Source organism: [Clostridium] celerecrescens 18A (assembly GCF_002797975.1).
Classification (GTDB): Bacteria; Bacillota; Clostridia; order Lachnospirales; family Lachnospiraceae; genus Lacrimispora; species Lacrimispora celerecrescens.
The window spans coordinates 3,875,076-3,898,278 of record NZ_PGET01000001.1 but is presented as its reverse complement, the minus strand read 5'-3'; the positions used below and the strand labels follow the sequence as shown (position 1 = coordinate 3,898,278).

Here is a 23,203-nt window from a genome sequence, read left to right as displayed (position 1 = left end):
AGTATTTTTGCTTTTCCGGGACCAGAGGACTCTCTTCTTCTATGGGGCGAACGCCCCCCATCTGGGAGAATGGATTCGAACCTCGAATCCATTCTCCCAGATGGCTCCTGCGGCCCCGCAAAAATTCCCACCTTCCCCCTGATGGCTCCTGCACCCCCGCCATTTCTCTTTTCCCCCCACCCATATACTCCCCCTCTCCTAAAAATTTTCTCAAATCCCTCAAAAAACTTCCAATTCCCATTCATAATCCATCCGAAGCCCGCATATGATATAAATAGTAAGGTTATGAAAACTTAACGAACCAAAGGAGAGGATATAGCTATGGCTGAGATACATTACTTAATATCGGATGCATCGAAGAAGGTCGATGTGGAGTCTCATGTCCTTAGATACTGGGAGGACGAGCTGGAGTTGAAGATTCCCAGAAATGAGATGGGGCACCGGTATTACACTGAAGCACACATCCGTTTATTCAAGCAGATCAAGGACTTAAAGGACAAGGGGTATCAGTTAAAGGCCATTAAGACAGCGCTTGATAAGGTTATTGAGGAGGGCAGAGACCCTGTCATACCAGATGAGTTACTGGAAGGACAGGTAGCTCAGGAATTAAAAGAGAGTGCAATATCTGGCACTGAGGATGGGACAGGCCTGGATGTACATAACACGGCGCAGATTTCCATTGCCCAGGAGAAAATGGAGCAGTTTCAGGAAATCATGAACCATATCATTGGACGGGCTTTAGAGGTAAATAATGAGCAGTTAAGCCAGGATGTCAGCTGCTTGGTTAATGACAAGGTCATTAAGGAAATGGAATATTTATTGAGTTTAAAAGAAGAAAAAGAAGAAGAGCGTTTCAAACAGTTGGACGAGCTTATGCGTTCGTATCAAAAGGACAACAAAGGGCGTGCAGAAGCTGCTGCTTCTAAGATCCCATTTTTTAATCGTAAGAAGAAGTTCGGGCGAAATGGAAAAAAGTTATAAAACCACACTACTTTCAGATAAATAGAGCAATCAAACAGGCTCTGGCAAGGAAATCCGCAGCTGCCGGTGAAAGTGGAAACTGCGGATTTTTTATGCATACTGATTATTCTTTACAAGCATTTACAAAAGTCTGAAACAGTCGGAACGCCTCTTTATTCTTTTCCCACAGATATTCCGGATGCCATTGAACCCCGATAAAAAAGGGATAGTCTGTCATTTCCAGGGCCTCGATCAAATGGTCTGGAGAGTAGGCGGAGGCAATAAGTCCCGGTGCAAGATCCCTGACGGCCTGATGGTGCATGCTATTGACCTTTATGGAAGAGCTTTCTGATATCCGGGCAAGGAGACTGCCCTCGGTTAAAGCAACCGTATGGCATGGCATATCATAACTAAATGGCTGGGAATGGGCAAGAGGAAATTCACGTGTTACCTGGGAGGGGATATCCTGCCAGATGTTTCCTCCAAGAGCGATGTTTAAAACCTGAATTCCCCGGCAGATCCCAAGTACCGGTTTCCGAAGTTCCATAATCATAGGAAGCAGGGAAATCTCCATCTGGTCCCTGGCTGGGGACACATTGCCGCAGTGAGCCTGTGTCTCTTCCCCAAAAAGGAAGGGGTGCACATCAGGGCCGCCTGTGAACAGAAATCCGTCCATATCCTTTGTAAGCTGCTTTAAATCTTCTTCTGAGGCATCTAAGGGCATCACGACTGGGATCGCTCCCGCAGCTTTTAATGCCCGCATATAAGTAGGACGTGCCTTAACATCACCGCTTTCAATATCGTGGGCGGGGGTTAAGCCGATCAGTGGCTTTCTCATAATAGAAATGTCCTCTCCTTTATCTGGTTAATTATTCGTATGCAGATATAAAGAATGTGTTGATATAACAAAATGCCTCTTCCTTTCGGAAGAGGCATTTATGTATCATAATTATGCTTCAGAAATAGCTCCTGTTGGACATACGCCCTCACAAGCGCCACAATCGATACATGCATCAGCATCAATAACAAACTGAGAATCACCCTGGCTGATAGCGCTTACTGGGCATTCACCTTCACAGCTTCCGCAGCTAACGCAAGCGTCACTAATAACTCGTGCCATGATAAATTACCTCCTTATATTATATAGATTTTTCTATATTTTATACTATAAATCAGAAATATTCAAGTAGTAAATGGTACAATTATTGTTTAATTTTGGGAGCAATACCGATCAGGGATTCCTGTGCGGACATCCCTGATCCCGCTTAAGATTATCTTCTTGGCGGCAACGGCACCTTCCCCTGACATGGGGGGGATATCCTTTAAGGGATAGTCCATACCCATGCTTTCGTATTTTACCTTTCCCATGTCATGATAAGGCAGGACATCAAGGGCCTTCACATTCTTAAGCCCGCCGATAAAACGCCCCAGCCTGTATAGATCAGGGGTCTCATCCGTGATCTGCGGCACTGCCACGTGACGGATCCACACCGGGATATCCCGGTCACTTAAATACTGGGCAAAATCCAGAATGTTTTCATTGGAATGACCTGTAAGTGTTTTGTGCTTTGTATCAACAATGTGCTTGATGTCCAGCATGACAAGATCGGTAGAGTCCAGAAGCCGGTCTATTTTCTTCCTGTAATCCGGATCGTTCCTATGAAACGTGACACCTGAAGTATCCAGGCAGGTATGGATGTTCTTCTTTCCTGCAGCTTCAAAAAGCTCAGTCACAAAATCCAGCTGCATAAGGGGCTCTCCGCCGGTGGCTGTGATGCCTCCGCCCCGGTAAAAACTCCGGGACGACTCATACTGCTTTAATAGTTCTTCTACCGTCATTGGCGTGCCGCCCGCCATCTTCCAGGTGTCCGGATTATGGCAATATTGGCAGCGCATGGGACAGCCTTGTAAAAAAATCACCATACGCACGCCCGGACCATCAACGGTACCGAAGCTTTCAATGGAATGGATATATCCTGTCATACAGATCGCCTTCTTTGCTGTTTATTACATATTGCTGTGGAACGTACGGGAGATTACCTCATCCTGCTGTTCCTTTGTCAGTTTGATAAAATTCACCGCATAACCGGATACGCGTACAGTAAGCTGGGGATAACTTTCCGGATGCTTCTGAGCGTCTAATAAGGTATCACGGGTGAAGACATTGACATTTAAGTGATGTCCGCCTTCTTCCACATAGCCATCTAATAAATTAACAAGGTTATTGATTTGAGATTCGCTGATATTTGCCATTTTATAATCCTCCTATTGTATTTAATAAGTGTCTTCCATAAACAGCCGGTTGCTTTCCGGGTCTTCATCGTCTGTATCCAAAGCCTGGAATAAAGTGGGCACTCTGCAGGCGGAATTTCCGTCTGCACAATCCGTGGAGTTTGTGGTAGTAACTGATTTAGCCATTGTTTCATCGGTACTTACAGTACCATCTTCTGATACGCGGATGTTCATATGTCCGCCGTTTCCAGCCATGAACTGGTCAAGCATGGAGACGATATCGTCAATCTGTTTCTCCTTTGGATCTGCCATAATAACACTCCTTACTTCTGATCTTCGCTAAGAGCCAGCTCTAAATCCACCTCTAAATCTCCTGTGAAGATCTGATCTTCTTTGCCAAGGGCTCCAGGTACGATTGAGAAGGTATTGGAGATTCCATCCTGGGCATCTCTGAATGGAAGCTTTGCAACCGATGCCAGGGAAGCGACAGCACCGTGAGTATCCCTAAGGTGCATTGGGTTTGCGCCAGGTGCAAAGGCTTCTCCCTTCTTACGCCCGTCAGGAGTTGCTCCTGTATTCTTACCATATACGACGTTGGAAGTGATTGTCAAGATGGAGGTGGTAGGAATGCCGCCCCGGTAAGTGTGGTTTCCTTTTACATAGTTCATAAAGGTGTGAACCAGTTCGTTTGCGATCATGTCTACCCGGTCATCGTTATTGCCGTATTTGGGGAAGTCTCCTTCTACGATGTAATCAGTTACGATTCCATTTTCATCCCGTACGGTCTTAACCTTGGCATATTTGATGGCAGATAAGGAATCAGCCACTACGGAAAGTCCGGCAATACCGGTTGCGAACCAACGGGTCACCTTTTTATCGTGTAGAGCCATCTGAATACGCTCATAGCTGTATTTGTCATGCATATAGTGGATGATGTTCAAGGTGTTTACATAAACCCTTGCAAGCCAGTTCATCATATCCTTATAGGCGGCCATAACCTCTTCATAATCCAGGTACTCGGAAGTGATGGGGCGGTATTTGGGGCCGACCTGTTTTTTGGTGACTTCATCAATGCCGCCGTTAATCGCATATAACAGGCATTTTGCAAGATTGGCCCTTGCGCCGAAGTTCTGCATTTCCTTACCGACTCTCATGGAAGATACGCAGCAGGCAATGGCATAATCATCTCCATGCGTCACTCTCATCAGGTCATCGTTCTCGTATTGAATGGAAGAGGACTCAATGGAAGTCCTTGCGCAGAAGCGCTTAAAGTTTTCCGGAAGCTTTGTAGACCAGAGCACGGTTAAGTTTGGCTCAGGAGCTGTTCCCAGATTAGAAAGGGTGTGGAGGTAGCGGAAGGAAGTCTTGGTCACCAGATGGCGTCCGTCGATGCCGACTCCTCCGATGGATTCCGTTACCCAGGTAGGATCGCCGGAGAACAGCTCATTGTATTCCGGAGTACGGGCAAATTTTACCAGACGAAGCTTCATGATGAAATGATCTACAAATTCCTGAATCTGCTCCTCAGTAAAGGTTCCTTCTTCTAAATCTCTCTGTGCATAAACATCAATAAAGGTTGAGGTGCGGCCTAAGGACATGGCTGCTCCGTTTTGTTCCTTGACAGCGGCTAGGTAGGCAAAGTACAGCCACTGGATTGCCTCTTCTACGTTGGAGGCTGGTTTGGAAAGATCAAAGCCATAGATGCTTCCCAGCTCCTTTAATTCCTTAAGGGCGCGGATCTGCTCAGAAAGCTCTTCTCTTTCCCGGATCACGTCAGAGTACATGGTTGTACGTGTTGTATCCTTCTGCTCTTCCTTGTCTGTGATCAGGCGGTCAATGCCGTAAAGGGCCACCCGGCGGTAATCTCCAATGATTCGGCCACGGCCATAGGCATCCGGTAGTCCTGTGATGATGTGGTTTGAACGGCAGTCACGCATTTCCTGGGTATAAGCGTCAAAAACACCGGCATTGTGTGTCTTTCTGTGAATTGTAAAAAATTTCTTGACTTCAGGATCAATGGTATAGCCATTATCCGCACAGGCCTTCTCTGCCATACGGATGCCGCCGTAAGGCTGTAAGGAACGCTTGAAAGGCTTATCAGTCTGAAAGCCTACGATAGTTTCTTTTTCTTTATCTAAATATCCCGGTCCGTGGGAAGTGATGGTGGAGATGGTCTTTGTATCCATATCCAACACGCCGCCGGCCTCCCGCTCCTGCTTGGATAAATCCATAACCTGCGCCCAAAGAGCGTTTGTTGCTGTGGTAGGTCCGGCAAGAAAGGAATCATCGCCGTCATAAGGTGTGTAATTTTTCTGTATAAAGTCCCTGACGTTGATCTCCCGTTCCCAAACACCGCCCGTGAAAGCTCTCCATTCTGTTCTCATAGTATTGTTCCTCCGTAAAATCTGCTGTATAAGTGTCAATTATAAATGAGTGCCGTCAAAGATTATAATTCATACAATCTTTGTATGAATACATTATATATGAATACTGTATACAATGTCAAGACTACTTATTGAGAAAAATTTGACAAAAAGAAGTCAGAAGGAAAAAAAGGAATTTAGCCCTTGCTAATCAGGAGGAAAAGTATTATATTATAAAGACAGTAAGTACAATTTTTTAAGGAGGAATACAAGATGCAGATCCAGAAGGATATGTTAATAGGCGCACTGCTTGAAATGGACGAGAACATTGCACCTATGTTAATGCGTGCAGGTATGCATTGCCTCGGCTGTCCAGCATCTCAGGGTGAGTCCCTTGAGGAAGCTTGCCAGGTTCATGGAATAGACTGTGATGTACTGGTTTCCCAGATTAACGAAGTGTTAGCAGAAGTATAGAATATATTATTATATGACAGGAGGCAGTCCTTAAGGACCAGCCTCCTGTTTTTTATGTGGGTAATGAGCCTTCTTATGGCTGCCGTTTTTCTTCCCTGTAATGCTTCGGGCTGACGCCGAATTCCTGCTTAAATATCTTGGAAAAGGTTAAAGGGTTATGATATCCGATGTCTGTGGCAATTTCCTGAATGGATAAGGAGGTGGTGGCAAGCTGATTGGCGGCAATGTTAAGCCTGTACCTCATTAAGTATTCCTGAGGAGAAACGTGAAGCTGTTTTTTGAATATTGTAGTTAAATAGGAACGGTTGATCCCGATGTAGTCTGCGATGTCCTGTACCTTAATGCTGTTGTAGTTCAGCTTAATATACTGAAGGGCATAATCTACATAAGTATCGATGGAATAGTCGTACTGGTTCTTTTTACTGGTTCTTATGGTATTCTGCATTTCGATCAAAGTGGACAATATCTCGTATAGGTATCCCACCCGTTTGATTTCATTGGCAAAGGTCAGTTCACTGGTATCCAGTATTTTGTGTATCATGGGTAGATAAAGCTGATTGGGAATCTGGGAATGGATGGCAGGGAGCTGCGGGGATATGCCCACATAGCTTAAATAGGCCTCCGCCATTTCACCGTCAAAAGTGATCCACATATACTCCCAGGGATTTTTATGATCCGCATTGTAAAGAACGGGATGTCCCTTGGGAATGAGAAAGATGTCATCGGTTTTCAGATCATACCGTTTCCCGTTGATTTCCAGGGAGCCTGCGCCCCCCAGCACAAAGTGAAGGTGATATTCATTTGGAATCTTATGATCGTAGGTGTATCCCGGAGGACACTGCTGGATTCCACAGTGGACCAGGTACAGATCATTGGTCTGCCGTTTAATGTTCCTTAAGCAGCGGAACCCGGCAACGTTTTTATAAGTCGTTTGTTTTTCGCTCAAAGGTATACCCCCTCAAAATGGTGAAAGACCCTGTCAGACGATCCGCTTTTATGTAGGATGTTTGATAGGGTCAAGTATACAGGCATTATGGGCATCTTGTAAATAACGATTCCTGGAAGTTTCGTTTACTGGTACATTTTCATGTAATCGCCATGGGCTGTAATGAGTTCATCTACCATGGCGCGGATATCTTTTATGTTAAGCTCGGCAGCAGTGTGAGGATCCAGCATGGCTGCCTGATAAATGGTTTTTCTGTCCCTGTTACGGGCGGCTTCTATGGTGAGAAGCTGGGGATTTATGTTTGTCATGTTCATGGCTGCCAGCTGGGTGGGAAGAGGGCCAACATGGCAGGGAGTGATTCCGCTTCCGTCTACCAGGCAGGGAACTTCTACGCAGGCATCGGCGGGGAGGTTATCGATCAGCCCCCGGTTTAAGACACTTGCCCCGATCTTGTAAGGCTTATTGGTCAAAATTGCTTCCATAATATAGGAGGCGTATTCATGAGAACGGGCATGAGTGATCTGTCCGTTGTTTAGGATAGAGTTTTTTTCCTCTTCCCACTCATTGATCTGCTTGATGCAGCGCCGCGGATATTCATCTAAGGGGATCTGGAATTCTTCGATCATTTCCGGGTACTTGGATTTTATGAACAACGGATTGTATTCTGCATTGTGTTCACTGGATTCCGTACAATAATAGTCTAAATGGCTGATGTATTCAAAGCGGACCATATCCTTATGTTTTTCTGTCTGGTTTTTCCTGGAGGCCTTCTGACGGATCATGGGGTAAAGGTCGTTTCCATCTCTGTCATGGAGCTTTAAGAGCCAGGCCATATGGTTAATTCCTGCAATTAATTCTGTACGCCCTTCCAGCTTATCCTCCATATCAAGTTCCTTTAATAAAGTTTCTGAGCATACCTGGACGCTGTGGCATAAACCAATGGTTTTAATGGAGGTGTAACGCTGCATGTAACCAGTTAAAATAGCCATGGGATTGGTATAATTTAAGAAGTAGGCATCCGGACAAACCTCTTCCATATCTCTTGCAAAATCCTCCATGACCGGAATGGTCCTTAAGCCCCGCATAATACCGCCGATCCCCAGGGTATCCGCAATGGTTTGTTTTAAACCGTATTTTTTAGGAATTTCGAAGTCTGTAATCGTACAGGGATCGTATCCGCCCACCTGAATGGCGTTCACTACAAAGGTGGCACCGGATAAGGCTTCCTTCCGGTTTTCCTCTCCCAGATAAGTTTTTATATCCGCCCGTCCTTCATTCGCATTTTTGTTGATTGCATTCAGAATAAGCTCCGAATCCGAAAGCCGCACCTGATCAATATCGTAAAGAGCGATCACAGCATCCTGAAGTACTGGAGTGCACATGCAGTCGCCTAAGACATTTCTTGCAAATATCGTGCTGCCTGCCCCCATAAAAGTTATCTTTACCATATTTCTTCCTCCTTGTTTTCCTTGTCTGTCTGATGAGGATATTGTATAATTGCAGCAGAAAAAAAGATAGGAAGTTTGTTTCATAAAATTGTCATTTTGTTGTATAGGAGGGTGAAGCATGAATCAATGGGTACGGGGGTTGACCATTTATTACTGCGGTCGTGAACAGTGTGCGTCAGGGCATTTTTTCGGACCGGCGATCCGGAAGCATTACCTGATGCATGTGATCCTGCGGGGAAAGGGGATCTATCGCACAGGAGGCGAGGAATATGCCTTAAAGGAGGGAGATGCATTTTTAATTAAACCTCAGGAAGTCACTTATTATCAGGCGGATAAGGAGGAACCCTGGGAATATGCCTGGGCAGCTTTTGCAGGGACTGAAGCGGAGAGGCTGTTAAGTGATTACCGGCAGGAGGAAAATGAATATGTGTACCATTTTGATCACGGAGAGGAATGGCGAGACTATATGGACCGGCTGGTGACTGTTTTTGAAAGCGGGGAGCATAATATGGATGAAACGGCTGGGTATCTTTATCTGCTGTTTTCCCGGTTCCCAAAACGCAGCAAGGAAGTGGGAGAGTATGAGCATAGTTATCTGTCCAGGGCGGAAACCTATATACGCCATAATTACAGCTACCCCATTCAGATCGGGGATGTGTCAAAATATGTGGGGATCGACAGGACCTATCTGTACAGGCTTTTTATGAAATATAAGGGCATTTCTCCGAAACAGTATTTAACGGCCTACCGGATCATGGAGGCAAAGCGCCTGTTAGAGGATACAGGCCTAAGTATAACGGAAACCGGTTTATCCTGTGGCTTTCATGATGCTTCGGTATTTTGTAAAAGTTTCCTGCAGGCAGAGGGGGAGTCCCCGCTCCAGTATCGGAAGAAGATGAGAGAAGAGGTTCGGTAAATATAACAAAACACCATGTACCTATCACATTAGTCTATGTAATATAGATGAAAAATGGTTTATAATCAGAGACAGACAAATAAAAATACACAAAAAATGGTTTTAAATTCAGTTTTAACTATATAAACTGACTAATCAAAGGGAGGTAACAAAATGAAATGTAAATGGTGGTTGACGGCGGCAATGGCAGCGGTAATGGCGGCAGCACTGGTTGGCTGCGGAAGCAAGACCGGGAAGGAAACGGCTCCTGCAAGCTCGGGAGAAACAAAGCAGGCGGCGGAAAGCTCCAGTGAGTCAGAAAGTACGGCTGCTCAGGGAACTCTCACGGTTGCAATCTGGGACAAGAACCAGGAACCGGGACTTACGGAGATCATGAAGGACTTTACAAATGAAACGGGAATTAAAACTCAAATTCAGGTAACCCCATGGGAGCAGTACTGGACTATGCTGGAGGCAGGAGCAACCGGCGGATCTCTTCCCGATGTTTTCTGGATGCATTCCAATGAGATCGCAAGGTATTCCGAATACGAGATGCTCCTGAACTTAACAGACCGCATCAAGGAAAGCAAGAAGCTGGAAATGGATAAATTCCCTAAGGACATTGTGCAGATCTATAATTGGGAAGGTACAAAGCAGTATGCAGTGCCAAAGGATATCGATACCATCGCACTCTGGTACAACAAAACCATGTTTGATGAAGCGGGAATCCCTTATCCCGACAAGGATTGGACCTGGGATGATTATGCAGAAGCAGCAAAAAAGCTGACCAAAGCAGATGGAAGCCAGTATGGATTTGCCTTAAGGCCCACCAATGACCAGGCAGGCTGGAACAATATCGTTTATGATATGGGTGGTTATGTGATCAGCGATGATAAAAAATCTTCCGGATTTGACCAGCCGGGAACCATCAAGGCCTTAACGTTTATCACAGACCTGATGAAAGAAGGATATGCGCCTCCATACGAAGTGATGGCAGAGAATACAGAGGAAGCTTTGTTTGAAGCCGGTAAGGTAGCCATGATTACGGCTGGCTCTTGGATGCTTCCGGAGCTTTGCAATAATGATTACGTAAAGGCAAACTGTGACATCGCAGTCCTTCCAAAGGATGCGGCCTCTGGAAAGAGGATCTCCATTTACAATGGACTGGGCTGGGCAGCTTCCGCTAATACCGGCATGCCTGAAGAAGCTTGGAAGCTGATCGAATACATGGGATCAAAGGAAGCTCAGCAGAAGCAGTCTGACCTTGGAATCGTTATTTCTGCCTATGAAGGAACAACGGATAACTGGATAAAGGCATATCAGGACTTTAACCTCCAGGCATATTTAGATATGATGAGTGACCTGGTCATCAGGCCATACTCTAAATCAACGGTTGCCTGGAACAATATGAGCCATGAAAAATTGATCGATGCATGGACTGGAGCGAAGAGTGTTGATGATGTCTGCAAGGATATTACTCAGGAAATGAATGCCTTGCTGGCACAAGAATAGGAAGGGCTGGGGAGGCAGGCTTTTAAAGCGCCTCCCCCTTTTTAGCCGAATCAAGTGGTGAAGCGGATTGAGTATATCGCTTGACAAAGAAATACGGAGGGTCTGCATGAACAGAAAGTCAAAGGTATCAAAACGGGAGAGAAGTGAATTTTTATGGGGGTGGATGTTTTTGCTGCCTACCATGGCAGGACTAATTATATTAAACATCATCCCTATTTTTCAGACCATTTATCAAAGCTTTTTCAAAACAGGGGCTTTTGGCAAAGGCAATGTATTTATTGGCTTTGACAATTACCGGAAGCTTTTCAGTGATGGGACTGTATGGCAGGCTTTATGGAATACATGTAAATATGCGGTGGTGGAGGTACCGTTTTCCATTGCGATTGCACTTGTGCTAGCCGTTTTTTTAAATGGAAAAATCCGGGGACGCTCAATATGGAGGACCATTTATTTCCTGCCAATGGTAGCTGCTCCTGCGGCGGTGGCTATGGTTTGGAGATGGCTTTATAACTCGGAATTCGGACTGCTTAACCATCTGCTTCGCGGGATCGGACTTTCCGGCGTAAACTGGATCTCCAATCCCAATATCGCATTTATCTCCGTAGCAATCGTAGGAATCTGGTCCGTGATCGGTTATAATATGGTACTGTTTTTTGCAGGCCTTCAGGAAATACCCCGGGACTATTATGAGGCGGCGCAGATTGACGGAGCAAACGGAATCAGCCAGTTTTTTACGATTACACTGCCCTTAATATCACCCACCATGTTTTTTGTGACAGTGACCAGAGTCATAGGGGCCATGCAGGTGTTTGACAGCATCTATATGATGATGGGAAAAAGCAACCCGGCGCTGGTAAAGACCCAGTCCCTGGTGTACCTTTTCTATAAATATTCGTTTATAGAAGGAAACAAGGGATACGGCTCTTCCATTGTCATGCTGCTTCTTATGGTAATCCTTCTGATCACAATGATTCAGATGATTTGTCAGAAAAAATGGGTGAACTACAGCTAGGGAGGAGAATTATGGATAAGAGTAGAAAAATTAAATCAGCCATCGTTTACTTCATTCTCACAATCGGATCTGTCATTATGCTGGTACCCTTTTTGTGGATGTTTTTAACGGCCTTTAAAAGCACATCGGAGGCAACTCAGATGAATCCGTTTATCATTTTTCCTACGGTATGGAGAAAGGAAGCATTTTTATCCATCATAAGCAAAATGAACTTTTTAAGGCTGTACTGGAATACGTTAATGCTGATTGTAGAACGGGTCATTTGTGCGGTACTTACTGCAACCATGGCGGGATATGCCTTTGGACGCCTTCACTTTAAGGGAAAGAATCTGGCCTTTTCCCTGGTTTTGTTCCAGATGATGGTGCCCTCCCAGATCTTTATTATTCCTCAATACTTAATGGTAAGTAAGCTTGGAATGTTAAATACCTCCTTTGGCCTGCTTTTTCCGGGGCTCGTGACAGCCTTTGGAACCTTTTTATTAAGGCAGGCTTATATGGGGCTTCCTTCTTCCTTAGAGGAGGCGGCCAGGCTTGACGGCTGCAATATCGGCCAGACCTTTCTTTATGTAATGGCCCCTCTTACAAAGTCCTCCATGGTGGCTCTTGGTATCTTTACCGCACTGTTTGGATTTAAGGAGCTGATGTGGCCTCTGGTCGTCAATACAGAGCAAAATACCATGCCCCTGTCTGCCGCCCTTGCAAAGCTGCAGGGACAGTTTGAAACAAATTATCCGGAGCTTATGGCGGCATCCTTACTGGCCTGTATCCCCATGATTATCATTTATCTGATATTCCAGAAACAGTTTATAGAAGGAATTGCTACATCCGGAGGAAAATTATAAAAGGAGTATGAATTATGTCTATCATTTATCATGAACAAGCGAAACAGTTTCACCTGTATAACCAGTCCATGAGTTATATCATTCAGATCATGGCCAATGGCCAAATGGGAAATCTGTACTATGGGAAACGGATTACAGACAGGGAGTCCTATGCATATCTCCTTGAGACAGGAGAGCGCGCCCATGCCGCCATAAGCTGTCCGGAGCCGGTCAGCTTATGTCTCCAATATACGAAGCAGGAATATCCGGCTTATGGAACAGGGGATTACCGGTATGGTGCCTGCATCGTCAGGCAGGAGAATGGCAGCAGGATCACTAACTTTACCTATGTGTCCCACCGTATCTTTGAGGGAAAGCACTCCATAGAGCCTCTTCCTGCCACCTATGTGGAAGAGGAGAGGGAGGCTGCCACTCTGGAGATCACCCTTCATGATGATGTGATGGATACGGATCTGATCCTTTCGTATACGATCTATGAAGAGATGCCGGTCCTTACAAGGCATGCCCGTTTTGACCATCATGGCAAGGAGGAGATCGTCCTCTTAACGGCTATGAGCGGTGCTGTTGACCTGCCGGATTGTGATTATGAGATGATTCAGCTTTCCGGGGCATGGTCCAGGGAGCGGTATTTGAAGAGGCGTTCCCTGGAACAGGGAATACAGTCCATCTACAGTATGAGAGGGATCAGCAGCGCAGAGCACAATCCATTCCTGGCACTTGCAAGAAAAGAGACTACGGAGAAAAGCGGACAGGTATATGGCTTCAGCCTTGTGTACAGCGGCAGCTTCCTGGGACAGGTGGAAGTCTGCACCCATGATACCACCCGGGTGCTCATGGGAATCCATCCGGACACCTTTGAATGGCCTTTGAAAGCAGGGGAATCCTTCCAGACACCGGAGCTTGTGATGGTATATTCGGAACAGGGGCTTTCCTTTATGAGCCAGATCTTCCACCGCTTATACAGGACCCGGCTTGCGAGAGGATATTGGAGAGACAGGGAAAGACCGGTGCTTTTGAACAACTGGGAAGCAACCTATATGGATTTTAACGAAGAAAAGATTTTCGCCATTGCCAAAAAGGCGAAGGAAACAGGCGTGGAGCTGTTTGTTCTTGATGACGGCTGGTTTGGGGAACGAAGTGATGACTACAGGGGCCTAGGAGACTGGCAAGTGAACCTGAATAAGCTTCCGGAAGGAATTTCCGGACTGTCTGAGAAGGTGGAGGCCCTGGGTTTAAAATTTGGTTTGTGGATCGAGCCGGAGATGGTCAATAAAGACAGCCGGTTTTATGAGGCCCATCCAGACTGGATTTTGTCTGCTCCCGGCCGCTATGAAACGCCAAGCAGGAATCAGCATGTCCTTGATTTTTCAAGAAAGGAAATTGTTGATGCGGTTTATGGTATGCTCAAGGATATTATTGGAAATGCAAGAATTTCCTATATCAAGTGGGACATGAACCGGTATCTGACGGAATGCTACTCCAGAGGAACCTCCCCTAACGGGCAGGGAATGGTGATGCATAAATTTATCCTGGGAGTCTATGACTTATATACCCGGCTCACCAGGGATTTCCCGGAGATCCTGTTTGAATCCTGCGCCAGCGGAGGAGCCAGGTTTGACCCTGGAATGCTATACTTTGCTCCCCAGGCATGGTGCAGTGACAATACGGATGCCATGGACCGGTTAAAGATCCAGTACGGTACCACCATGGTTTATCCCATATCCAGCATCGGAGCCCATGTCTCCGCAGTTCCCAACCATCAGGTTCACAGAATAACGCCTTTGGATTCCAGGGGAAATGCAGCAATTTTCGGGGCTTTTGGATATGAACTGGATTTGAATCATCTGTCTCCCGAGGAAATAGAGACAGTAAAGCAGCAGATTGCATGCTATAAGAAGTACCGGAAACTTTTACATCAGGGAACATTTTACCGGTTAAAAAGTCCATTTGAAGGAAATGATACGGCATGGATGGCAGTATCAGAAGATTTGGAACAGGCAATTACCGCTTATTATCAGGTTTTGAATCCGGCCAATGCAGGCTGGCTGCGGTTAAAGCTCCAGGGTCTTTGCGAGGATATGCTTTATAAAGTTTCCCTGCCGGGAGAGACCGGAGAATACTATGGAAGCGAGCTTATGTACGCTGGTATTCCCATTGACAGAAACCGCATTTTTAGAGAATCAGGGGATTTTGCCTCTTTCCTCATCTTTATTAATAAAAAACCAGAATGAAGAAAAAAGTCCAGGCAGGCATTACCTGGACTTTTTTAATGTAATAAATTACATTACTGTTAAGTAATCTATCTTTTTATTGAAAAATATTTTATAGCATGCTATAATTCCTAAAAATAATGCATTATTCCTTAAAAAATGAATGTAGGGGATGAATACAATGAAGGATCATAATGTACACTTAACACTGATTGACCGAATTATACTGGAATCCTATAAGATCATGATGGAAGGGCTTGCAGATTATCTGGGGGGAGGCTATGAGATGGTGCTTCATAGTCTGGAGGATACGGAGCATTCCGTCATAAAGATCATCAATGGACACCACACAGGACGTACGGAAGGAATGCCGATTACGGACCTGGCCATTCAGATGCTGGAAGAAATTGAAAAGGATGGCGAAAAAAGCTATATCTCCTATTTTACCAAGAACAAAAAAGGAGAACCATTAAAATCCTCCACCATTGTGGTGAGGGGAGAGGAAAAACGAATTATCGGTCTTTTATGTATCAATTTTTATTTGAATACAGGTTTTTCTGAGATTCTGACCAGCTATATCCCCGCAATATCTACTCATTCCCTGGTTAAAACTGAAACCTTTGCTAAGAATATGGATGAATTAATTTTCAGCAAGGTCCAGGAGGTTCGGAAAACGGTATTGGCAGATGACGGGATACTTCCGTCTCTTAAAAATAAGGAAATCATTAATTCCCTGCATCAACAGGGAGTTTTTACCATGAAAGATGCGGTTGTAAAAGTAGCTGACTATCTTGGAATATCGAAAAACACCGTATATATGCACATTCGGAATGTGGGAGTAGCTACAGAAAAAAAGAATGAATAAACATTAATACAGCGGAAACGGTTGATAATGAAAATCTCTGCAGATTTTTTTGTTTAATTGTTAGAAAAACATAATAATATTGCATTTTAAAAGCATCTATGATAAAATAAATTACATCATATAAATGAATACAATAAAATTTATTTTATTCGTATGAAAGGAAGGTATTGATATGGAGGAAAGTAAAAAGAGAAAGAAGCTGGGACTGGTACCAAGGCTGATTATTGCAATCATCATTGGTATTTTAATTGGTATGTACTGTCCCAGTTTTGTAACTTCGATATTGATTACAGTATCAGATTTGTTTAAACAATTTTTAATGTTTATCATCCCGCTTATGGTAGTGGCTTTTGTTACTATGGGAATCGCAGACTTATCTCAGGGAGCCGGAAAGCTGCTGGCATTTACCGCAGCCATTTCCTATGCTTCCACATTGCTGGCAGGAAGTGCAGCTTATGCGGTAGCCAGTTCGTTTTTTCCTTCTTTTGTGAATGAAGAGGTCGTTGCAAAAGTTGCTTCTGCAAGTGATAAGGCGATCAGCGGATATTTTTCCCTGACCATTACACCGTTACTTGAAACAACCGCTGCTGTTGTACTGGCCTTTGTACTGGGAGTATGCATCAGCACCATGCGGGGCAAAGAAATCGGAGATGCCCTGTATCATGTGATCAAAGAATTTTCCGAGATCATTACAAAGGTACTGAACCGGGTGATCATTCCAATTCTCCCTTTGTATATCTGCGGAACCTTTGCCAAGATGACATATCAGGGAACTACATTCGCGATTATGTCAGTGCTTTGGAAGGTATTCGTGATCGTGATACTGCTTCATTTAATCTATCTCCTTGCAGCCTTTACCTTAGCAGGTATATTGACAAAAAGAAATCCGTTTACCATGTTAAAGAACCAGTTACCAGGCTATCTGACTGCGATTGGTACCCAGTCTTCTGCGGCTACCATTCCGGTTAATATTAAATGTGCGGAAAGCAATGGTATTTCAGAAGAAATCCGTAACTTCGTAGTTCCGCTTTGCGCTAACATTCATATGGCAGGTTCCATGATCACAATTACCTGCTGTGTGACCGCAACTTTGCTCATTTACGGCATGCCTCATGGATTCCTTACCCTGTTCCCATTTATCTGTGTACTGGGAGTAGCCTTAGTTGCATCTCCGGGAGCTCCGGGCGGTTCTATTTTTACGGCGACTCCATTCTTCCCAATCGTCGGAATCCCTGCAGTAGGAGATATTGCCAGCCTTCTTCAGGCAATGTATATTGCACAGGACAGCTTTGGAACTGCATGTAACGTATCCGGAGATAATGCGATCAGTGCGCTGGTTGATTTGTATTACCACAAATATATTAAGAAAGACAACAAAGGTTAAGGTGATTGCGAAAGGAGAAGGCTGTTTATGCCGTCTATCAGTATTTTCGAGGTAATAGGCCCTAATATGGTAGGGCCATCCAGTTCCCATACTGCGGGTGCTGTGGCAATTGCTCTTCTGGTTAAAAAAATGTTCAACGAACCCATTAGCGAAGTGGAGTTTGTTTTATACGGTTCTTTTGCAAAGACCTACAAAGGCCATGGAACCGACCGCGCGCTTCTTGGCGGCATCCTAGGGTTTGAGACTTATGATCTGAGAATTAAAAATTCCTTCCAACTGGCTGATGAATGCGGGATAAAGTATTCCTTCCGAGTGGATGAAAAAGAAACAGAAGTTCATCCAAACACAGTAGAGATCCATGTGTCTGGAGAAATGGGCGGAACGATATCGGTCCGCGGTGTCTCATTAGGAGGCGGTAAAGTTAAAATTATCAGGATCAACGGCATTGATGTAGACTTTACTGGAGAATATTCCACTCTGGTTATACGTCACCTGGACTATCCCGGCATGGTGGCCTATATTGCCACCAGTTTAAGTGAGCGCAATGTAAATATTGCTTTCATGCGTCTGTTCCGGGAACAGAAAGGGGCGACTGCTTACTCTGTGGTGGAGTCTGATGAGGAAATCCCACAGGAATTACTGGATAAGCTGCGGGAACACCCGAAAGTAGAAGATGTTATGCTTATACAGGTTTAGGAGGCTATTATGGACTTTATATCAGGAAGTGAATTGTTGAAATTGTGTGAGGAAAATCACTGCCGGATTTCAGAAGTGATGCGGAAACGGGAAGCCAGTGAGTTCGGTGCCGATCCGGAAGAGACCATAAGCCGGATGAAAGAAGCTTACCGGATCATGAAGGAAGCCTGTCATAAGCCGTTAGATGAGCCGGTGGCTTCCATCGGCGGCTTGATTGGGGGAGAAGCTGCAAAGGTACGCAACAGAAGAAGATCAGGAAAATCCATATGCGGAAGCATGCTGTCCAAGGCGATTACCTATTCTCTGGCTGTTTTGGAAGTAAATGCTTCCATGGGCCTTATTGTAGCGGCGCCCACGGCAGGAAGTTCCGGAGTTCTGCCCGGACTGCTGCTTGCTTTGGAGGAAGAGTTTTCCTTAGATCACGAACAGATCATTGATGGCCTTTTTACAGCAAGCGCGGTTGGTTATCTGATTATGCGGAATGCTACCGTGGCCGGTGCACAGGCCGGCTGTCAGGCTGAGGTTGGCGCTGCTTCCGCAATGGCAGCAGCGGCGGCAACGGAAATCATGGGCGGAACACCAAAGCAGTGCATGGATGCGGCTTCCTCAGCAATCGTGAATCTCTTAGGTCTGGTCTGCGATCCGGTAGCCGGCCTGGTGGAGTACCCCTGTCAGAGCCGTAATGTTCTGGGGGCTTCCAATGCACTGGTATGTGCTGAAATGGCATTATCAGGAGTAGAGCAGTTCATACCATTTGATCAGACGGTGGACACTATGATGATGGTTGGGCGTTCGATCCCATTTGAATTAAGGGAAACTTCCCTTGGCGGATGTGCGGCTACGGAGGCTGCTTGCAGGAGAACATGTGAGATTTTTAAAACAAAATAAAAAATAGTATGATAAGCGGTACCGGTTTTGTAAAATCGGTACCGCTTTTTATTGCATGAATAAAAAAAAGTTGCGAATGCAACCACTTTATGTTATGCTGTTTATCATCTTAAAAAAAGATAAAATGCCGTCCGATAGGCTTGGAGGTGGAAATCATGTGCGAGCACAAGGAAATTGGGAAATATATCTCGATTATCCAGAGACTTAATAATACGTATTTTGCAAATCAATTATCTACTTATCAGATAGGCTGTGGACAACAGTTTTTTTTATTGCAGATTTTTAAAAAGCCTGGTATGAGCCTGCACGAGCTGGCTTCTTTTGGGCATTACGATAAGGCTACTGCCACCCGCGCGGTTAAAAAGCTGGAAGAAGAAGGATATGTTGTGACGGAAATGGCACAGGAGGATAAACGCATCCGAAGGATTTACGTTACGGACAAAGCGGCAGCTGTCGTGGGTAAGACCTTGGAAAGCGTAAATGAGTGGGCGGATATTATTTTAAAAGGGTTTACAAAAGAGGAACGTGATGCGGCGGAGCAAATGCTCATACGCATGGCTTGCAATGCTCTCGATCACATCGTGGAGCAGAAAGGAAAGGAATAGAACATTTTATGGAACAAGACAGGATAAAACAGGGGGAGAATCCCCTGGGATATAAACCAGTGGGACATTTGCTGATGCAGTTTGCACTTCCAGCGATTGTTGCCATGCTGGTAAATTCGATTTATAATATTGTTGATCAGATCTTTATCGGTCAGGGCATTGGGTATCTGGGAAATGCGGCGACCACCATTGCATTTCCGATTGTCACCATCATTTTAGCCATATCGACTCTCTTGGGAGCTGGGGGAAGCGCCTATGCAGCCATTAAGCTTGGTGAAAAGAATGAGGAAGAGGCGGACAAGACTCTTGGAACTGTTTTTTTGGTGACCATTGCAGCCAGCGCGGTTGTTATGGCTGTAGGATTTCCGCTTATGACGCCTATGCTAAGGATTTTCGGGGCCACCGCCAATACCATGGAATATGCAAGGCAGTACACTTCTATTATATTACTGGGCACACCTTTTAATATGCTCTCTGTGGTGCTAAGCAATATGGCCAGGACAGACGGGAGTCCGGCCTTATCTATGTATGCCATTTTAGTTGGTGCTGCTTTAAATACCATTCTGGATCCGATTTATATTTTCGTATTTCATTGGGGCGTGACAGGAGCGGCCATTGCCACCATTACTTCTCAGATCATTTCCGCAGTCGTGCTGGTCCTGTATTTTGTATACAAAGGAAAGCATATGCGCCTTAATAAAAATAGTTTACGCATTGATGGGAATATCTGCAGGCTGGCGCTGCCACTTGGAGTCTCAAGCGGAATCACCCAGGTGGCATCTACCATTTTGCAGGTTGTCATGAATAATTCTCTGGTGTATTATGGAAACAAGACAGGCATTGGCGGTGATGTGGCATTAAGCGCCATGGGTGTTGTAAATAAGATCGGAATGATCCTTATTTCTATCTGTATAGGGATCGGCATCGGCTCCCAGCCCATTCTGGGATTCAATAAGGGAGCGAATCAGCCAAAGCGTGTGAGGAAGACTTATCTTTCAGCGGCTGTGGCAGCAACAACGGTTGCCATTACAGGCTGGCTGGCCTGCCAATTGTTCCCAGGACAGATTTTAAGCCTGTTTGGGACGGAGGATGTACAGTTCACCCAGTTTGCCATCCGCTGCCTGAAGATTTATATGCTGGGAATCTTTACGGCCGGATTCCAGGTTGTGACAACCAGCTATTTCCAGTCAACGGGACAACCCTTAAAGGCTTCCATTTTATCCATGCTGCGTCAGCTTTTATTATTGATCCCTCTGATTCTTATCCTTCCCCTTTCTTTTGGTCTGGAAGGAATTCTGTATGCAGGGCCTGTGGCGGATATTACTTCAATGGTAATTGTCAGCCAGTTTGTTCTGTATGAAATGAGAAAATTAAACAGATCATGCAAAGAATCGTAACATGTGGACGACTGGGAAAGGAGATGTGGAAATCATGAGCATGAAAACAGAGATGGCAAGATTTGCTGCAGGTCTAAAAAAAGCGGATAAAAAGATGGCTCTTGAACTGGAACAGCCGCCCAGAGGAACTGGGGCGCTGACCCAGGAACAATTTACAAAAAAGGTACGGGTAAAAACCTGGAACATAGATGGTTTTCCCGGAGTCACCATAAATGGAAGTTATTCAAAGAATGCCCATATCCTCATGCTGACGGGAGGGGCCTATACCCTGGAGCCTTCAGAGCGTTACAGGAAAATGGCAGAGTGTTTTGCCATAGAAAAGCAGGTTAAGGTGACCATACCTTCCTGCCCTCTGGCTCCGGAATACACGGCGATAGATGTCCACCGGTATCTGGTCCGGGTTTACAGCTGGCTGACGGCAGAGTATCCGGAAGATGAGTTTTTTCTTTTTGGGGATTTTTCCGGCGGTGGTCTGGCTCTCTCGTTTTTACAGGAACTACGGGATGTGGGGAACCTGCCTATGCCGGTGAGAACTGCCGTGGTTTCCCCGTGGCTGGACATTGCTCTTAACAATCCAAAGATAAAGATAATGAAAAAAACGGATCCTATCCTTCCGGTGGAAGCGTTAAAAGAAGCCGGCGCCCGCTACTGCGGCCCTTTGGAACCGGATCACCCCTTTGTTTCACCCCTTTATGGAAACTGGGAACAGCTGGGACAGATCCTGATATTTTCAGGCACAGATGAGATTCTCACACCGGACTGCGAGCTTCTGGCAGAAAAGGCGGGAAAATTTAAGGGTACGGAAATCATATATAAAAAAGGGGCTAAGATGATTCATAACTGGATATTGATCCCGAGCAAGGAGACAGATGCCACTTTAGATTTGATTTTTACATTCTTTCTGGAAGAAGCTTTGGAATTTTAAAAATGAGGCTCGGCCCTTTTAAGGGGCCGAACCTCATTTTTGATTTGTGATGAAGTACTATGAACAAAGGAACGGATTAAAGTTTGGCAAGAGACTGAAGGGCGTGACCTTCAATCAGCACCTCGTAATGTTCCCTGTAGTACGCTTCGGAGGCGTAGTCCTGATGAATCTTGGAACCATATTCCGCAAGCAGGTTGCAGACACGGCTGAAATCCAGAGACTTGTCAGGAGTGTTCCTGATCACCAGATAATACTGCCTGGTATCAGGTTTTTTATATAATGTATTCTCGCCATCGTAAACCTGCCCGATGGTCCTTGCAGCATCAGATATCTGGTCCAGACTTTGAAAACAATAGATTCTTATCGAGGAAGCGCTTGATTTTTCTTTTGGCTCTTCGGCCTCCGGTTCTTCTTTCTTGTCAATCCCTAACAGGTTTAACAGTCCGTCGGCGCCTTCCAAAAGTTCGCTTGCCAGGTCTCCTGGCATGGAATCCAAGTCTTCGTCGGCTGATGGTGAAAATTTGGCAAACCTTGTATCTAATTCTTCCGGATCTTCGATTTTTGTGATTACTAACATCACACTTTCGTTGGACAATGGAATTGCTTCTACCATGAGAGGAATGTCTTCTGCTTCGAATCCCACTTCGTTAGAGGCTTTCTGAATCATCTCGCGGAACAGGTTGCGGGCTTTTTCACTGCCATAGGCAAGCTCGCCTAAATTTAAGTTTCTGACGCTTAAATCAAAGCTGGTAAGCGTACAGCGAATTTGATTTTCGTTAATACGTTCTATCTTCATAGGATCACTTCCTGTTCTTTTTAAAATGGTGAATGAATGTTTACATACTTCCTCAACATAACTATACTATATAATATAGCGAAAAAGCAATTACTATGTGAAAAAATTTATATAATTTTAAGGTTTGAATGCTAATAACCGGGAATCCTATTGGCTTATTGGAATTTCCCAGTTTTATTTTTTGATATAAAGATTATAAGTGATAGGATTAATCTCCAAGCTTGCATAATAGAGGAATTTTTAAATTCTTATTAGCTGAATACATACTTCATTGGAGTAAACCGTATTCCATTTACAAGCTGTTCGGTGTCTGTATCCATAAATCCCAGTTTATGATATATTTCTACTGCGTAAGGTGATGAATTAACCGTCATTTCCCGATTAACACCTGCCTCCTTGTAAAAAGATGTTATGGTACTTAACAATTCGCGCCCAATTCCTTGCCGGTGATGTTCTTTATCCACAAATAAAAGTGAAATATGACATGGTTGTCTGGTTGCAACTACTCCCACGATGTTCTCACCGCAGAAACAACCCCAGAAGAGCATTTCGTTTTTATCGATTTTTTGTTCTATGGAATTTAAATCTATAAAGTTCTTAAACTCCTGAATGCCTTCGTCAGAATATTCGGGAGCTTCAAATTCCAAAAAGACCTGCCAGACCAAGTCCAGTGCACCATATTTCTTTATGGAATCTTTATTCATTTGGGTCACAATATAATCCTCAATCATATTTTTACCACCTTGCAAATTA

24 protein-coding genes are annotated in these 23,203 nt (G+C 44.8%); 14 read left to right on the top strand and 10 right to left on the bottom strand.

Annotation, left to right across the window (positions count from 1 at the left end; all coding sequences use genetic code 11):
- The first annotated feature begins 321 nt into the window (after nucleotides 1-321).
- Nucleotides 322-981 (top strand): helix-turn-helix domain-containing protein, encoded by a 660-nt coding sequence (locus H171_RS17715; protein WP_100306312.1) that lies wholly within the window; start codon nucleotides 322-324, stop codon nucleotides 979-981.
- A gap of 103 nt (nucleotides 982-1,084) precedes the next feature.
- On the opposite strand, the gene H171_RS17710 is transcribed toward H171_RS17715, so the two are convergent.
- From H171_RS17710 to pflB, 6 genes are all read right to left on the bottom strand, one after another.
- Nucleotides 1,085-1,798: a gamma-glutamyl-gamma-aminobutyrate hydrolase family protein gene (locus tag H171_RS17710; RefSeq protein WP_100306311.1), complete on the bottom strand. Its 714-nt coding sequence runs from the start codon at nucleotides 1,796-1,798 to the stop codon at nucleotides 1,085-1,087.
- Nucleotides 1,799-1,909: 111 nt separating this feature from the next.
- Entirely contained in the window at nucleotides 1,910-2,080 is a 171-nt protein-coding gene (locus tag H171_RS17705; RefSeq protein WP_025231031.1) for a DUF362 domain-containing protein, read from the bottom strand.
- An 89-nt stretch (nucleotides 2,081-2,169) separates the two neighbouring features.
- Nucleotides 2,170-2,943: a pyruvate formate-lyase-activating protein gene (gene pflA, locus H171_RS17700; protein WP_100306310.1), complete on the bottom strand. Its 774-nt coding sequence runs from the start codon at nucleotides 2,941-2,943 to the stop codon at nucleotides 2,170-2,172.
- Nucleotides 2,944-2,967: 24 nt separating this feature from the next.
- The gene (gene grcA3, locus H171_RS17695) at nucleotides 2,968-3,213 is read right to left on the bottom strand and encodes an autonomous glycyl radical cofactor GrcA3 (protein ID WP_089988017.1); all 246 of its coding nucleotides are present in this window, start codon (nucleotides 3,211-3,213) and stop codon (nucleotides 2,968-2,970) included.
- A 21-nt stretch (nucleotides 3,214-3,234) separates the two neighbouring features.
- On the bottom strand, nucleotides 3,235-3,504 hold the full coding sequence (locus H171_RS17690) for a hypothetical protein (RefSeq protein WP_100306309.1): 270 nt from the start codon (nucleotides 3,502-3,504) through the stop codon (nucleotides 3,235-3,237).
- Between the two features lie 11 nt (nucleotides 3,505-3,515).
- Nucleotides 3,516-5,576 (bottom strand): formate C-acetyltransferase, encoded by a 2,061-nt coding sequence (gene pflB, locus H171_RS17685; protein ID WP_100306308.1) that lies wholly within the window; start codon nucleotides 5,574-5,576, stop codon nucleotides 3,516-3,518.
- A 252-nt stretch (nucleotides 5,577-5,828) separates the two neighbouring features.
- Here pflB and H171_RS17680 point away from each other — a divergent pair, with 252 nt between their 5' ends.
- Nucleotides 5,829-6,029 carry a DUF1858 domain-containing protein gene (locus H171_RS17680; RefSeq protein ID WP_025231036.1) on the top strand — a complete coding sequence of 67 codons (201 nt, stop codon included), beginning with the start codon at nucleotides 5,829-5,831 and terminating at the stop codon, nucleotides 6,027-6,029.
- Between the two features lie 73 nt (nucleotides 6,030-6,102).
- On the opposite strand, the gene H171_RS17675 is transcribed toward H171_RS17680, so the two are convergent.
- The gene (locus tag H171_RS17675; RefSeq protein ID WP_100306307.1) at nucleotides 6,103-6,975 is read right to left on the bottom strand and encodes an AraC family transcriptional regulator; all 873 of its coding nucleotides are present in this window, start codon (nucleotides 6,973-6,975) and stop codon (nucleotides 6,103-6,105) included.
- A 125-nt stretch (nucleotides 6,976-7,100) separates the two neighbouring features.
- A complete protein-coding gene (gene melA / locus H171_RS17670; RefSeq protein ID WP_100306306.1) occupies nucleotides 7,101-8,423 on the bottom strand; it encodes an alpha-glucosidase/alpha-galactosidase in 1,323 nt (440 codons plus the stop codon).
- Nucleotides 8,424-8,541: 118 nt separating this feature from the next.
- On the opposite strand from melA, the gene H171_RS17665 reads away from it, so the two are divergent.
- The 12 genes from H171_RS17665 to H171_RS17610 all read left to right on the top strand — a co-directional run bounded on the left by H171_RS17665 (nucleotide 8,542) and on the right by H171_RS17610 (nucleotide 21,654).
- Nucleotides 8,542-9,339: an AraC family transcriptional regulator gene (locus H171_RS17665; RefSeq protein ID WP_242976984.1), complete on the top strand. Its 798-nt coding sequence runs from the start codon at nucleotides 8,542-8,544 to the stop codon at nucleotides 9,337-9,339.
- Nucleotides 9,340-9,492: 153 nt separating this feature from the next.
- A complete protein-coding gene (locus H171_RS17660) occupies nucleotides 9,493-10,830 on the top strand; it encodes an ABC transporter substrate-binding protein (protein WP_100306305.1) in 1,338 nt (445 codons plus the stop codon).
- 106 nt (nucleotides 10,831-10,936) lie between these two features.
- Nucleotides 10,937-11,842: a carbohydrate ABC transporter permease gene (locus tag H171_RS17655; RefSeq protein ID WP_100306304.1), complete on the top strand. Its 906-nt coding sequence runs from the start codon at nucleotides 10,937-10,939 to the stop codon at nucleotides 11,840-11,842.
- Nucleotides 11,843-11,853: 11 nt separating this feature from the next.
- Nucleotides 11,854-12,684: a carbohydrate ABC transporter permease gene (locus H171_RS17650; RefSeq protein ID WP_100306303.1), complete on the top strand. Its 831-nt coding sequence runs from the start codon at nucleotides 11,854-11,856 to the stop codon at nucleotides 12,682-12,684.
- 14 nt (nucleotides 12,685-12,698) lie between these two features.
- Entirely contained in the window at nucleotides 12,699-14,915 is a 2,217-nt protein-coding gene (locus H171_RS17645; RefSeq protein ID WP_100306302.1) for an alpha-galactosidase, read from the top strand.
- Nucleotides 14,916-15,075: 160 nt separating this feature from the next.
- On the top strand, nucleotides 15,076-15,759 hold the full coding sequence (locus H171_RS17640; protein ID WP_100306301.1) for a helix-turn-helix transcriptional regulator: 684 nt from the start codon (nucleotides 15,076-15,078) through the stop codon (nucleotides 15,757-15,759).
- Nucleotides 15,760-15,931: 172 nt separating this feature from the next.
- Nucleotides 15,932-17,143 carry a dicarboxylate/amino acid:cation symporter gene (locus H171_RS17635; RefSeq protein WP_100306300.1) on the top strand — a complete coding sequence of 404 codons (1,212 nt, stop codon included), beginning with the start codon at nucleotides 15,932-15,934 and terminating at the stop codon, nucleotides 17,141-17,143.
- Between the two features lie 27 nt (nucleotides 17,144-17,170).
- The gene (sdaAB, locus tag H171_RS17630) at nucleotides 17,171-17,839 is read left to right on the top strand and encodes an L-serine ammonia-lyase, iron-sulfur-dependent subunit beta (RefSeq protein ID WP_100306299.1); all 669 of its coding nucleotides are present in this window, start codon (nucleotides 17,171-17,173) and stop codon (nucleotides 17,837-17,839) included.
- Nucleotides 17,840-17,848: 9 nt separating this feature from the next.
- Nucleotides 17,849-18,727 (top strand): L-serine ammonia-lyase, iron-sulfur-dependent, subunit alpha, encoded by an 879-nt coding sequence (gene sdaAA / locus H171_RS17625; protein ID WP_100306298.1) that lies wholly within the window; start codon nucleotides 17,849-17,851, stop codon nucleotides 18,725-18,727.
- A 155-nt stretch (nucleotides 18,728-18,882) separates the two neighbouring features.
- A complete protein-coding gene (locus H171_RS17620) occupies nucleotides 18,883-19,332 on the top strand; it encodes a MarR family winged helix-turn-helix transcriptional regulator (protein WP_025231048.1) in 450 nt (149 codons plus the stop codon).
- An 8-nt stretch (nucleotides 19,333-19,340) separates the two neighbouring features.
- Nucleotides 19,341-20,729, top strand: coding sequence for an MATE family efflux transporter (locus tag H171_RS17615; protein ID WP_100306297.1), 1,389 nt, complete (start codon nucleotides 19,341-19,343; stop codon nucleotides 20,727-20,729).
- A gap of 34 nt (nucleotides 20,730-20,763) precedes the next feature.
- Entirely contained in the window at nucleotides 20,764-21,654 is an 891-nt protein-coding gene (locus H171_RS17610) for an alpha/beta hydrolase fold domain-containing protein (protein ID WP_100306296.1), read from the top strand.
- 76 nt (nucleotides 21,655-21,730) lie between these two features.
- Here H171_RS17610 and H171_RS17605 read toward each other — a convergent pair whose 3' ends face one another.
- Together H171_RS17605 and H171_RS17600 are read right to left on the bottom strand one after the other, a co-directional pair.
- Nucleotides 21,731-22,450, bottom strand: coding sequence for an adaptor protein MecA (locus tag H171_RS17605; protein ID WP_100306295.1), 720 nt, complete (start codon nucleotides 22,448-22,450; stop codon nucleotides 21,731-21,733).
- Nucleotides 22,451-22,701: 251 nt separating this feature from the next.
- Entirely contained in the window at nucleotides 22,702-23,181 is a 480-nt protein-coding gene (locus H171_RS17600) for a GNAT family N-acetyltransferase (RefSeq protein ID WP_100306294.1), read from the bottom strand.
- Nucleotides 23,182-23,203: the final 22 nt, after the last annotated feature.